This is a genomic window from Carnobacterium iners (assembly GCF_900177385.1).
Lineage (GTDB): Bacteria > Bacillota > Bacilli > Lactobacillales > Carnobacteriaceae > Carnobacterium_A > Carnobacterium_A iners.
This window is the reverse complement of record NZ_FXBJ01000002.1, coordinates 796673-810697: the sequence shown is the minus strand read 5'-3', so window position 1 is coordinate 810697 and position 14025 is coordinate 796673. Positions and strand designations below refer to the sequence as shown.

Sequence of the window (14025 nt, the reverse complement as noted above, 5' to 3'; positions counted from 1 at the left end):
TCATATCACCATTGACTACGTTTGTAAACATATAACTCTGAAAAGTTTCTTCTAGAGAGTACATATAACTCCTCCTTTCTAATAAATCAGTTAAAAGAGGCTTTCTTTATCTAATCGTTTCATATATTATTGCTATACCTTAAAACGTGAAATTAGTCACTCTATAATAAAAATATGTAATGATTATAGAAAAAGTAATGGAGGAAATTATCTTGAAAATATTAATTGTAGACGATGAACCCAAAATATTAGATATTGTAGAAGCTTATTTAACCACAAAAAATTATCAGATATTCCGAGCTTTGAATGGTACAGATGCAATGAAAAAATTTGAATTGATACAACCAAATTTAATCATACTAGACCTCATGTTACCCGATGTATCTGGAACAGTTATTTGCCAAAATATACGAAAATCGTCTGATATTCCTATTATAATGTTAACGGCTAAATCAACAGAAAACGATATTTTACAAGGCCTTCAAATTGGTGCTGATGATTACGTAGTAAAACCTTTCAGCCCCAAAGAATTGGTAGCTCGTGTAGAAACTGTTTTACGTCGCTCGGGTTCATCTATTAGTCAACAGACTAAGTGGTCTTTTAATAAAGGCGATTTAATAATCTTTCCTAGCAATAAACAAGTTTTAAAAACTCAACAAGAGGTAGTTTTGACCCATACAGAATTTGAACTATTAACGCTTTTAGCAGCCTCTCCAAAACAAATTTTTTCTAGAGAACAATTATTGGAAACAGTAAAAGGAATTGAGTTTGAAGTTCTTGATCGTATCATTGATTCCCATATTAAAAACTTAAGACAAAAAATTGAAGATAATACCAGACAACCTTATTTTATTTTAACTGTTTATGGCATGGGTTATCGATTTGGTGGTGAAAAAGATGAAGCGTACAATTAAGTGGCAGTTTATATTTTCATTTATCTCGATTTCTTTTATTATAATCGGAGCCTTTAGTATCATGACAATAACCTTAATGGATAATCACTTTGCTAAATACGTTGCTGCAAGACAAGATTCAGAATTAGCAGTTTACACCAATGATTTAGAAACAATTTATAAAAAGAATAAAGGTTGGCCAAATACTACTGGCTTTGAACAAATAGGGTTCGAATCCTTACACAATTCAATCATATTGAACGTATATGATAATGAAAATAAATTACTTTGGAAACCTAGCACTTCAGATGAAATAAAAAATAAACAAAAAATACAAGATACCATACCACGTATGAACAATATGATGGGTGAAATGAACCATGACTTTGTTAATAAAACCTTCCCTTTATTTAGTAAAGAAGAAAAAATAGGGGAAGTTCTCTTTAGTTATGTGGGACCGACAACTTATTCAGAACATGATGCTTTTTTTATCGCTGACATGAAAAAAAATCTTATCATAGTTGCCGCTGTTGCATTAGTTCTTTCAATCTTTTTTGCCGGATTGTTTGCAAAACAGATAAGTGGTCCTATAGTAAAAGTCAAGAATTTCACAAAAGGTATCTCTAAAGGAGATTACACAAGTGTGTCTCCTGAGAAAACGGAGATTAAAGAAATAGATGATCTCATTCTATCTGTGAATGATTTGTCTACTCAGCTTGAAAACCAACAAGATATAAGGAACCAATTATCTTCTGATATTGCTCATGAAATCAGAACTCCATTAACAACATTAAAAGGTAATCTTGAGGCTATGATAGACGGAATATGGGAAGTAACGGATGACAGACTACAGGTTTGTTATGATGAAGTTAATCGTATCACCCGTCTGATAGGAAGTATCGATACGATTAATGAAATTGAAAGCCATCAAGATGTTTTGCATAAAACTTCTTTCGACTTATATGTTCTTTCTAAAAATATATCTACTAATTTCGAAGCTCTTTTTGCAAAAAAAAGTATTCATTATATATTAGATGGAAATCCGCTTTTTCTTACTGCTGATAAAGATAAAATGAGTCAGCTTATTACGAACCTTTTGTCGAATGCCATCAAGTTCACCCAAAACGATGGACGTATAACGTTGAAGATTCGTAACGAAAAAAATCAAGTCATCCTAACAGTTACGGACACAGGAGAAGGAATCCATCCACAAGAAGTTGGACGAATTTTCGAGAGATTTTATATGTCTGATCCATCAAGACAAACTAATCTAAGCGGTCAAGGAATTGGATTATCTATTGTTAAAAGCATTGTCAATGCTCATAAAGGAAGCATAACGGCTCAAAGTAAGTACGGAGAAGGATCGGTATTTACTATCGTGCTCCCTGTTAAAAAGTAGTATAGATCAATAGTACTGCGCTTTTTATAAAAGTGCAGTACTATTTTTGATAAGGACTGTTTAAATTCATTTGGTTACATATTTTTTTTCTTTTCTAGATATTCTTTTTCAGAAATGTTTCCTTTTGCATATTCTTTCTGAAGAACTTCTATAGGTGTTTCTCTAGAGTAAATTTCTTTCTGTTGACCAGATAAAGCTTTCCGAATTAAAAACACGGCTATAAACAAAAATAAAATCCAGAAAACTCCCATAAACATCATATTTCCCATTCTTCCTCCATTTAAATAACTTAGACACTCATACATGGCTATTCCTCCGATTCCTTTTTCTTATCCGTACATCAACGCTACAACATCATAATCATATTAACTTAATGAATAAATTTTTCAAAAATTTATCTGTCGGTCAGTTTTTCCTTTTGTAACTATTTAATCTTCTTTATATTTAAACTTAGCAGTGAATTATTACTTTGCCGCATAACTTGAAGGTTCAATTAAAAATCCCACTTTATCTTCGACATAAATACGATGCCAAACCATAAATGTCAACATAACCCATATTTTACGAGAGTAGTCATTTTTGCCTATTCTATGTTTATTCAATAAATCTACTACGTATTTTTTTTCACTAAATGACCAGTTTGAGAATCATTGATAATTTTCAAAGCCCATTCATACATTTCGTCTTTAAGCCAGTGACGAATAGGAACAGGGAATCCGAGTTTTTTGCGATGTAAGACGTTGTCTGGAACGATACCTTCAACAGCTTTCCTTAAAATATATTTCGTTGTTCCATTTGCAATTCTCAAATTAGCTGGAATTTGTTGAGCAACTTTAAACACTTCTTTATCTAAGAAAGGTGTTCTCAATTACAATGCATGAGCCATCGTTGTTCTATCTGCATTTAATAATAAATCACCACTTAACCAGGTATTAATGTCTATTAGTTGCATTCTGTCTATGGAACTGTAGCCAATGGTTTGCTGGTACAAAGGTTCTGTCACAGCTTTGTAAGGATAGCTTATATTATAATTGGTTAAAACTTTGTTTTTTTCAGATTCATCAAATATTTTAGCATTACCAACATAGCGGTTCTCTAAGGAAGTTGTGCCTCTTAAAAGAAAACTTTTCCCCTTTACTCCTTCAGGAATCAATCTAGCTAACTGGTTAATCGCGTAGTTTGTTATCCGACCTGTATTAGCAAATAGTCTTAATGAATGCGGTTCATTGTAAATACCATAACCACCAAATATTTCATCTGCACCTTCACCTGACAAAGCTACCTTCACGTGTTTTCGAGCTAATTTAGATAGAAAAAATTGAGGTGCAGCTGCTGGATCAGCCAATGGATCATCCATGTGCCACACAAATCTTGGAAACTCATCCATAAATTCTTGAGCTGTAATTGTATGACTAAAATTCTCAACATTTAATTCTTCAGCAGTTTCTTCTGCTAAATTGATCTCAGTGTATCCTTCTCTTTCAAATCCAACGGATAGGGTTTTTAATTTCGGGTTGAACTCTCTCGCTATCGCAACAATAATGGAAGAATCGATTCCACCTGATAGAAAAGAACCTACGGTCATGTCAGATTGCATATGCTTTTCAATTGAATCATACAGGCTATTTTTTATTTCCGCAGCAAATACGTCTTCTGTTTTCTGTACTGGTTTAAAATCAGCCTGCCAATACTTTTTAATTATTATTTCTTCATTTAATTTCTTCGTCATATAGTGTCCAGGTGGTAATTCTTTGATTGCTTTGTGTAGAGTATTTGAAGTTGGTACATACTGAAAGGTTAAGTAATTTTGTAAAGCAACTTGATCTATTTTTTTATCACCAATCACATTTAAAATCGCTTTTTTTGAAGCTACATAAAGTCCTTCATCTTCGACGGCATAATAAAACGGCTTGATACCAAACTGATCACGAGTTCCAAAAAATGTTTTTTCTCGTTTATCCCAGATAATAAGAGCAAACATTCCGCGTAATTTAGATACTACCTCTTCTTTGTATTCTACATAAGCAGCTAGTATGACTTCCGTATCACTATTTGTCTGAAAGGAGTGCCCTTTAGTTATTAATTCATCTCTTAACTCTTTATAATTGTACACTTCCCCGTTAAAAATGATCCAGTACCGTTCTTCTTTATAAGACAACAGTTGATGACCATGCTCAACATCAATTATACTTAATCGGCGAAATCCCAGTGAGATAGATTCATCAACATAGTAACCTTCTTCGTCCGGGCCTCTATGGGCAATTGATCGGTTCATCCTTTGGACAAGTTTTTTTGATTTTTGATTAATGGTTCTGAATAAATCGATACATATCCAACAAATCCACACATTAAAATTCCTCCTTTTCTTAGGTTCTCAGTTATCATTTTCTTACTAGGTAACCCATATTTTTCATAGTTATAATAATCAATTTAAAATTACTAAAATAAATCTTTTTTGCCGACCAATTTGGACAGATAATTCTATGGAGATTAACTTCAAAATTGATAGTAGATCCATTTTCAAAAAATTTGAAAAGACTGTTTTACGGTATTCTAATTAGTTGTCTAGCTCAATTTCTTTACTCGCTTCCAACTTTTGATTTCCTTCTAGGTAATATGTCTTTGGTGGATAATCCTGTCTGCGAAGATACCATATAATAATAGCTCCTATAACTAAAACAAGTGATAAGGCTTGTGATACGCGAATTAAATCTCCAATCCACAGACTATCGGTTCTCATTCCTTCAATAAAAAACCTTCCTGTTGAGTACCAAAGTACATAACTTAAAGCTACTTCTCCTTGACGCAATAAGTTTTTCCGGTTTCTTAGAAGGATGAGTAAGCAAAATCCTAACAAGCTCCATAAAGACTCATACAAGAATGTTGGATGGTAGTAAGCACCATTGATATTCATCTGCTTAATAATTACATTAGGTAAATAAAGGTTTTCTAAAAACCCGCGAGAAACTGGACCTCCATGAGCTTCTTGATTCATAAAGTTTCCCCAGCGACCAATAGATTGAGCTAATAGTACATTAGGTGCTAAAACGTCTAATAAAAGAGCTAAAGGAATTCCTTTTTTCTTTGTATAAATGTACACAGTTAATCCACCAGCAATTAAACCACCATAGATTGCAATTCCACCATTCCAGATAGCCATTATTTCAGTTGGATTCTGAAGATAATAATCTAATTCAAATAAAACATAATAGAGACGAGCACCTACAAAGCCGATTGGTATGGCCCATAATGATGTATCAATAATAGTATCCTCTGCGAGTCCTCTCTTGTTCCCTTCTCTTGTTGTCAAAGAAATAGCAACAAACATTGCAGCAGCAATAATAACACCATACCAGTAGATTTGAATTGGACCAGCTGAAATAGCAAGTGGATCAATTTCGCCAAGTAATATGTTCATCTTATAATCTCCTTCTTACCGTTAGTTTCTAATAATTATTTTTTAGATAAACTTCCTTAAACCTATTTACTAATATAGGCCAAAGAACCTTTACACTATTCTATAAACCTAAGTATGACGCAGGATTAACTCGCGTATTATTTTTATAAATTTCAAAATGTAAATGAACACCTGTGGAATCACCTGTTGTCCCCATAGTTCCTATTTGCTGACCTTGTGACGCAACTTGACCTGGAGAAACTAACAAACTACCTGCCTTCATATGAGCATAAAGAGTTTGTAATCCATCTCCATGATCTATTTTTACGTAATACCCCCATGCACTATGATAACCCGCTACTAGTACAGTACCGCTTTTAGCTGCAACAATTTGACCACTGCCAGCAAAATCCAGTCCACCATGTAATTTACTTTCTCCAGTAATTGGATGAATTCTATAGCCAAATGGTGAGCTAGTATAGCCATTGCTTGGTCGAATAAACCCAGAATTATTTACTACAGTTGGCTTTTCAGTAGGTGCATTTTTTTTAGGTACCTCTGGAGTTTCCTTCTTGTCGGGAACGATAAAGGCTTTTTCCTTTTCAGAAACGATAGGACCTTCTTGTTTACTTGTCGCTACACTTTCCTCTTCAAATTCTTCAGACATGATTTCTCCAGCAGAATCATCCACGATTTTTTTAGACTCTGCGTGTTTTTCTTCTTCTTCTTTAATAATACGCTGACGTTTTTCTTCTAGCTCCGCTGATAGCATACTAGTTTGAGTAGCTATTGCTTGTTGCTCTTTCACAAATGTATCTTTTTCACTTGCTGTCATATTATAAGCAGTAGCAACTTTAACGATCTTATCATCTAATTCTGACTCTTGAGCTACAAGATTACTTTTGTTTATTTCAATCGTACTTTTTAGTTTTACAATTATTAATTTTTCTTCTTTTGCTATTTTTTCATTTTTTTCCAGTAGTTTTTTATCATTCTCTTGAACGGTAACGATTTCTTTGTTAGCTGTTACTAATTGGCTAACGATGTCCATACGACCAATCAAATCGGTTAAGTTTTTAGAAGAAAATACAACATCTACTAGATTGTTGACATTGCCATCTGTCTGTATTGCACGGGCTTGTGTTTTCAATTTCTTTTCACGTTGTGAAATTAATTCTTTCAACGCGTTAATTTCTTTTTGTATTTTTTCAATTTTAATTTTTGAGTTTTCTAACTTACTTTCTTCTTTTTCTAATTGTAGAACAAATTCATCAATTTCAACTTGCAATTGTTTTATTTCACCCGTAAGTGTCCCTTTTTCTTTTTCTAAGCGGTTTAATTTATCCTCTTTTTCTTGAATGCTCTCATTCATGTTGGTCGATTGCGTTTCGAGTTCTTGTTTTTTCTGTTCTAGTTCTTCTGTTATTTCTGCTTTAACAACAGTAGGGAAATAACTTGAATTTATCATTAAGACAGTAACGAATACACCTGTTAATATTTTTTTCCGCATATGCCCCTCCTTATTACAATCATAAAATAATGTATCACGGCAAATTATTCACTATCTAATTTGTTCCTTTATCACTATACCTCTTAATTGTGTGGATTTTATGTAGTTCCTCTAAATAGTATTTCTACATAATTTCTACACAATAAATTGTTATGTTGTAACTATTAAAAATAAACGCTTTAGTCTGTCCAACAGGTTATAGACCACCTCTAGTTGAAGTGTGAGAAAGGATATTAATATGAAATTAACAGAACTTATTAAGCACTTACACGCTGGTTTAAATGAGTATAATTCAAATCTAAAAATTACAGGAATTGTTGAAGATTCTAGCTACGTTCTACCAGGTAATATTTTTGTTGCAATTTCAGGTAATGATCAAGATGGACATCATTTTATACAAGATAGTATTAATAAAGGAGCTATCATAATTGTTGGAGAACATGATCAAAAAAATCTATCTGTTCCTTACATTCAAGTAGATGATAGCAGAGAAGCATTGGGGGAATTGTTGTACGCATTCTATCGTGACCCCTTTAAGAACAAAAAAATAATAGGTGTCACCGGTACAAATGGAAAAACGACTACGACTTATTTTATAAAACATCTTTTAGAAAAACACGGGTATAGCGTTGGCCTAATTGGAACAATAGGGTCTGAAATTAATGGTATATTCCTAGCTTCTTCTAATACGACCCCCAGCGCAAGTACACTTTATAATCTATTTAATCAATCTAATGATGATGTCATTTTAATGGAAGTTTCATCTCATGGATTAGTCCAAAAAAGACTGCATAAGATTCCCTTTGATTTTGCATTATTTACTAATCTACAAAAAGATCATCTTGATTATCATGAAACGATGGATAACTATTTCCACGCGAAGTCTATTTTATTTACTAAATTGAGAGCGAATGGAATAAGTATTGTTCAAGGAGACACTCCTTGGGGAAAGAAGTTATTAAAAAAATTAGCCCTAGAGAATAAAAAAATAATTAGAGTTGGCTGCAACGTAAAAAGCACCTTTAGAGTTTACTCAGATAGTTTCTCTGAAAAAGGATTTATGACAAAAGAAAACGACACATACATTAATATTACTTCTCCATTACCAGGAAATCATAACATTGAAAATCTTTCTATGGCTCTTGCAACGGTTCAGCAATTGGGCGTACCGATTAATTCTGTTAACACCTACTTAAAAGACTTTAAAGGTGTCCCGGGTAGATTTGAACAGTATATACTACCTAACAATATTGGAGTCGTTATCGATTATGCACATACCTCTGAGTCAGTAGACAGCTGTTTACGAACGGTTGCTAGACTAACACCGAATGGCAACCTATTTAGTATATTCGGTTTCACAGGAAAACGGGATAAAACAAAACGTCAATTCATGTTAGAAAAGGCACTCTTGTGGAGTAAAAAAGTTTATCTCACCACAGACGAATTGCATGGGGTTCCTATGAATCAACTAAAAAAAGAAACAACAGATATTGTTGACTCTTTATTTTCTAATGAACCAATTGTTATTGATATGGATCGGACAATGGCGTTTGAAAAAGCATTAAAAGATGCACAAGCTGGCGATTTCATTGTATTAATGGGTATGGGACACGAAAAATATCAAACCGTTTCTCATTATCCAGTTAAATCAGATAAGGAATTAGTAGACTACTTTAACACTAAATTAACTTAGGTACAGAGAAAAGAGAGGATGATTTTAGTGGAGCTTATTTTATTTTTTATCATTATGTTTGTTGGACACGGATTAATGATGTTTATGATGCCTGGTATGCACGGAGGTCACGAAAAAAAAACAGGTTCATGATGAGAACTCTTCAGAGGATTTAGAACTATTAAAAACAGAGAACAAAGAATTAAAAGAAGAACTGCATACAATAAAATCTAAACTAAATAGATAGCGGATACGAGGGATAACAACCATGAAATCAAAAGCCATATACTTGTTGGGATTCATTTGTCTATTCTTTTTCGTTCTTTCGGTGTCAATTGCCATTACTATAAGTTTTATGCCGCTATACGCATTTGATATTGAATATTTGAATATAGCCAATAGAATTGAAATGACAAAAGAGATCCTATTAAAGAATTACAGTATCCTATTAAATTACTTAACTATTCCTTGGATAACAGAACTTGAAATGCCTAACTTTCCAAGTTCCAAAAAAGGCCTCTTTCATTTTTCCGAAGTGAAAAAGTTATTTCTACTTGATTATATTATTTTATTGTTCTCTGGGATAGGATCATTCTCATTTCTAAACTACCTGAAAAAAGAAGCGTCATTTGGAATATTAGTCGTTTCTTTCGATGGGGATCATGGATAACACCGCTACTGATTACCACTTTATTTGTTAATTTTGATACACTATTTGTCTTGTTCCACCAAGTATCCTTTAATAATGATGCTTGGTTATTTAATACTAGCACCGATTCGATTATACTGATCTTGCCTGAAACTTTTTTTATGCATAGTTTTATTTTAGCGTTCGGGTTATTTGAGATATTTTTTATAGTCGGTTATTTAATTTCAAAGAGAACTAGTTTACAAAGAAAAGAAGTTGTTTAGCCGAACATTTTTTATTTGCTATTGCAAGCTTTACTGTGTTTAGTTTTTACAATTAAGTATGGCTACCTTACCTTCAAATCACTGTCTTGATCCTTATTTATTATTCTAAGGTACTCATGCATTTTCGAAAAAATGTTAGTTCTTCCATGGTGTTGGTGATATAAAGTTACCTACACCTATTTTTATACAAAAAATAGAGACATGAAAGAATGTCCACTAGCACTAAAGTCACAACAACTAACTCTACTGGCTATTCTTATATACCTCATTCTTATTCAGATTACGTTAAATTTAAAAGATAAAAGTAGCATCAATTTTTATCTTAGTCAACTACTGAGTATTTTGTTCCTGATAAAGCAAATTTGAATGTTTCTTTATTAATTTCTTTTTCACTCTCTACAATTACTTTTTTACTTTCCAAGTTTACTTCTACTGATTCTACACCTTTGATTTCTTCAAATTTTTCTTGAACCGTACTAGCACATCCTGTACATTTCATACCCTCTACTAAAACTTCGTTTTTCATAACTTTCTCCTCTTTTTCCTTTGATTTTTTAGTTAACTTCTAACTTTGATAAGCTTCTTAATCCAGTGAAAGATCAATTTTTACATCTGCACAACACTTACAGGTACACCCATACTTCGTTATGACTTTGTTTAACATTACGGGTATCCTGTTCATCGCATTTAAAAATACTCCTTTAGCAATACCTTTTTTTAAATGGATAAAGAGTATTTTTTTGTGTAGTCCATTAAATATATCTTCTACAGTATGTGTAACTAGGAGTTCTGCCCCAATCTCATTTGAACAAGTTGCACACTCTATCCCTGTGATAGTTATCCATGTTTTCATCCCGTTACTCCTAACGTAAAATTTAGGGTATCATCTATTGAATTAATTAAGGTTTGCAAAATATTCTAGCAGTCTAATCATATTAGAAACAAATCCATACTCATTATCGTACCAGGCAACTGTTTTTACGAGCTGACCTCCGTTCGCATCCATTACTTCAGTTAACGTTGAATCAAAAGTAGAACCATGAGTATCACCAATTATATCCGAAGATACCACCTCATCTTGAGTATAACCATAGGCCTCATTCGAAGCTGCTTTCATAGCTTTATTTATCTTATCAATCGTTACCTCCTGATCGAGTACTGAGTAAAGTTCGACGAAACCTGCTGTTATAACTGGAACACGAGTTGACGTCCCTGTTATTATTCCATTTACTTTCGGAATAACCTTACCTAATGCTTTAGCAGCACCAGTTGTTGCTGGGATAACATTTTGTGCGCCTGCACGTTTCTTGCGGCCGCCAGGAGCATCTTGAAGAGATTGTGTGGCAGTGTATGAACGCGAACCTGTCATTAGTCCTCTTTGAATACCAAATTCATCGACTAATACTTTTGTCATCAATGCTAGTGCATTCGTTGTACAGGAAGCAGCAGAAACGATACGGTCATCCTTAGTCAATGTTTTTTCATTAACTCCGTATACACCAATTTTTGTACTATCATCTTTAGGAGGAGCAGAAATCATTACTTTTTTAGCTCCTGCCTCTAAATGAGCGTTAGATTTTTCTGAAGACACATAGAATCCGGTACACTCAAGTACAATATCAATGTCTAGCTCGCCCCATGGTAGTTTGCTAGCGTCTGCTTCTTTATATACTTTAACCTCTTCGCCATCAACAAAAAGAGAGTTCTCTTTAACTTCTACGGTATAAGGAAGCCTACCATGAGCAGTATCATATTTTAGCAAGTAAGCTAAGTCTTCATTATCAACTAAATCATTAACTGCTACAACCTCTAATTCTGTACTATTTAATTCTTTGATTCTACGGTAAGCTAACCGACCAATACGACCAAATCCGTTAATTGCCACTTTTATTGTCATAAATATTACATCCTCCCTTTGTATCTATTCAATAAATAAAGTACGTTAATAGTATCCGTTGCAACTAAAATAGATCCATCAAATAGGTTTTTTTCAAAAAAATCTGTTATTAATATTAGAGTGGTCCATAAAAAATCCAATTAATTAACAAGCAATGTATTCCTATATTTAAAGAATATTAAAATTTCAAAAAATACATTGCCTGTAATTTTTCTTAAGCTTATATTTCATATTTTGTTAGCTTTTCAATTTTAAAGTCATTGCATTGATGGCTACGATGACAGTTGAAACTGACATTAGCACAGCTCCTAAAGCTGGAGCTAAGGTGATCCCGATTGGAGCTAAGATCCCCGCAGCTATCGGGATCGCAATAAAGTTATAACCAGCTCCCCAGATTAAGTTTTGTCTCATCTTACGTGTTGTTTTATTAGCTAACTCGATAAAGGATTCAATATCACCTGGATCAGATTGCGTTAAAATAACATCAGCTGAATCTAGCGCTACTTGTGTCCCTGCTCCTATAGCTACTCCGACATCCGCTAAAGCAAGAGAAGGCGCGTCGTTTACTCCATCTCCCACCATGATGACAGTTTTCCCTTCATTTTTTAATGATTCTACTAAATCGTACTTGTCTTGTGGAGATTGATTCGCTCTATATTCAATCCCTAATTCTTCTGCAACACCTTTAGCTGCTTTTTCATTATCCCCAGTTGCCATAATAGGCTTGATTCCTTGAGACTTCAATACGTTCATCAGCTCTTTACTAGTTGCTTTTAATTCATCACCTAAAGCAACCGCGCCAATTACTTTTCCTTCTTCAACTAAATAACTAACTGTAGCTCCTTTTGGAACATCAAATTCAATCTTCTGTCCAAATGCTTTTTGACTGATTAATTCATAGCGATGACCATTTGTTTCTCCTTCAACTCCAGCACCGGACACCACATCAATAGAATCAAAGTTAATCGGTTTAACCCTTTTATTTTCAGCATAACCCACAATAGATTGAGCAATAGGGTGGCTAGATCCACCTTCGATTCCAACCATTAAAGCCAGCACTTCGTCCGTGCTATAGATTTTACTCAACGTTTCTGCATTCAAAACCTTAAATTCACCAGTGGTTAAGGTTCCTGTTTTATCTAAAATCATTACATCTGCTTTTGTTGCTAATTCTAACGCTTCACGATTTTTGACTAACAACCCACGGCTTGCACCTAAACTAGTGCTTCGTGCAACTACAAGAGGAATAGCTAACCCTAGTGCGTGTGGACAAGCAATAACCAAAGTAGTTACCGTAAACAAAACTGCGGTTTGTACATCCGTTAAGAATAGCCAAACGGTAAATGCAATGACAGCTGCCGCAATTGCGACATAAAATAACCAGCTTGCTACTTTGTTAGCAAGATTTTCAGCCCGTGAAGGTTGATCTTGTGCTTGACTAATTAACGTTTGTACTTGAGAAATAAAGGACTTATCTCCAGTTTCTTGTACCTCAACATACAAAACACCTTCATTATTTGTTGAGCCACCAATTACTTTATCTCCAGTATTTTTTTCAATCGGCTTCGATTCTCCGGTTAATAACGACTCATTGACTCTTGATTGTCCCCTTTGGATCACACCATCTGCTGGGATGTTTTCTCCAGCCTGGACGCGAATTACATCTCCGACCTGTAACTGTGATACCGGACGAGACTCGATAGAGTCATCTTCTAAAACAATATCAGCATCTTTTGGCATTAATTCAGCAAGTGCTTTTTGAGCGTCTCCGGCTTCTCCAACTGCTTTCATTTCAATCCAGTGACCCAGTAACATAATTAAAAGTAAAGAAGCAAACTCAAAGAAAAAATCCATTATGTGTTCGCCTGTGAGATATCCACCTACAACAGCATAGATACTATAAAAATAAGAAACTCCAATCCCAAGAGTTACAAGGGCCATCATTCCTGGTACCCTTTTCTTAAACTCATCAATTGCACCCATATAAAAAGGCTTACCTCCATAGATAATTAATACGGTCGCGAGTATAGAAACAAGGATGTCTGAATAGGGAAACGAAAATTGGAATGGTAGAGTAACCCCCATCATTGGAGACAACAGCATAATTATAATTCCAAATGTGAGTGATCTTAGAAATATTTCTTTAAAACTACCATGGTGGTGGTGCTCATGCACACCGCCATGACTGACATGTTCTTCATGTTCCTCGTGAAAATCATGAGGAGAGGCTGATTTTTTATTTTCTTCATGATTATGGTTCATATGGTTATGAGAAGGCTGCTTCTCTTTACTACTCGTATGATTATTTTTTTTGTCCATATTCATTTCCTCCTTTATTATTAACT

At 33.9% G+C, this 14025-nt stretch carries 10 protein-coding genes and 2 pseudogenes; 4 read left to right on the top strand and 8 right to left on the bottom strand.

What is annotated here, in order from left to right:
• Window positions 1–212 precede the first annotated feature (212 nt).
• Both B9Y54_RS04135 and B9Y54_RS04130 read left to right on the top strand, forming a co-directional pair.
• Window positions 213–914 (top strand): response regulator transcription factor, encoded by a 702-nt coding sequence (locus tag B9Y54_RS04135; protein WP_085559090.1) that lies wholly within the window; start codon window positions 213–215, stop codon window positions 912–914.
• A complete protein-coding gene (locus B9Y54_RS04130; RefSeq protein ID WP_085559089.1) occupies window positions 898–2292 on the top strand; it encodes a sensor histidine kinase in 1395 nt (464 codons plus the stop codon). The genes B9Y54_RS04135 and B9Y54_RS04130 overlap by 17 nt, the downstream gene beginning before the upstream one ends.
• A gap of 74 nt (window positions 2293–2366) precedes the next feature.
• On the opposite strand, the gene B9Y54_RS04125 is transcribed toward B9Y54_RS04130, so the two are convergent.
• The 4 genes and pseudogenes from B9Y54_RS04125 to B9Y54_RS04110 form a co-directional block, all read right to left on the bottom strand.
• Complete coding sequence (locus B9Y54_RS04125) at window positions 2367–2597, bottom strand: SHOCT domain-containing protein (protein ID WP_085559088.1); 231 nt, start codon at window positions 2595–2597, stop codon at window positions 2367–2369.
• A gap of 305 nt (window positions 2598–2902) precedes the next feature.
• A pseudogene (gene asnB, locus B9Y54_RS04120) lies at window positions 2903–4567 on the bottom strand (asparagine synthase (glutamine-hydrolyzing)).
• Window positions 4568–4849: 282 nt separating this feature from the next.
• Complete coding sequence (gene lgt, locus B9Y54_RS04115) at window positions 4850–5710, bottom strand: prolipoprotein diacylglyceryl transferase (RefSeq protein ID WP_085559087.1); 861 nt, start codon at window positions 5708–5710, stop codon at window positions 4850–4852.
• A gap of 100 nt (window positions 5711–5810) precedes the next feature.
• Window positions 5811–7199 carry a M23 family metallopeptidase gene (locus tag B9Y54_RS04110; RefSeq protein ID WP_085559086.1) on the bottom strand — a complete coding sequence of 463 codons (1389 nt, stop codon included), beginning with the start codon at window positions 7197–7199 and terminating at the stop codon, window positions 5811–5813.
• Between the two features lie 238 nt (window positions 7200–7437).
• Here B9Y54_RS04110 and B9Y54_RS04105 point away from each other — a divergent pair, with 238 nt between their 5' ends.
• Entirely contained in the window at window positions 7438–8892 is a 1455-nt protein-coding gene (locus B9Y54_RS04105; protein ID WP_085559085.1) for a UDP-N-acetylmuramoyl-L-alanyl-D-glutamate--2,6-diaminopimelate ligase, read from the top strand.
• Window positions 8893–9139: 247 nt separating this feature from the next.
• Window positions 9140–9783, top strand: a pseudogene (locus tag B9Y54_RS04095) (TIGR01906 family membrane protein).
• A 322-nt stretch (window positions 9784–10105) separates the two neighbouring features.
• Here B9Y54_RS04095 and B9Y54_RS04090 read toward each other — a convergent pair.
• From B9Y54_RS04090 to B9Y54_RS04075, 4 genes are all read right to left on the bottom strand, one after another.
• Window positions 10106–10309: a heavy-metal-associated domain-containing protein gene (locus tag B9Y54_RS04090; RefSeq protein ID WP_085559084.1), complete on the bottom strand. Its 204-nt coding sequence runs from the start codon at window positions 10307–10309 to the stop codon at window positions 10106–10108.
• Between the two features lie 57 nt (window positions 10310–10366).
• Window positions 10367–10636: a hypothetical protein gene (locus B9Y54_RS04085; RefSeq protein WP_085559083.1), complete on the bottom strand. Its 270-nt coding sequence runs from the start codon at window positions 10634–10636 to the stop codon at window positions 10367–10369.
• 42 nt (window positions 10637–10678) lie between these two features.
• On the bottom strand, window positions 10679–11680 hold the full coding sequence (gene gap, locus B9Y54_RS04080) for a type I glyceraldehyde-3-phosphate dehydrogenase (RefSeq protein WP_085559082.1): 1002 nt from the start codon (window positions 11678–11680) through the stop codon (window positions 10679–10681).
• A 237-nt stretch (window positions 11681–11917) separates the two neighbouring features.
• Window positions 11918–14005: a heavy metal translocating P-type ATPase gene (locus B9Y54_RS04075; protein ID WP_177173726.1), complete on the bottom strand. Its 2088-nt coding sequence runs from the start codon at window positions 14003–14005 to the stop codon at window positions 11918–11920.
• Window positions 14006–14025: the final 20 nt, after the last annotated feature.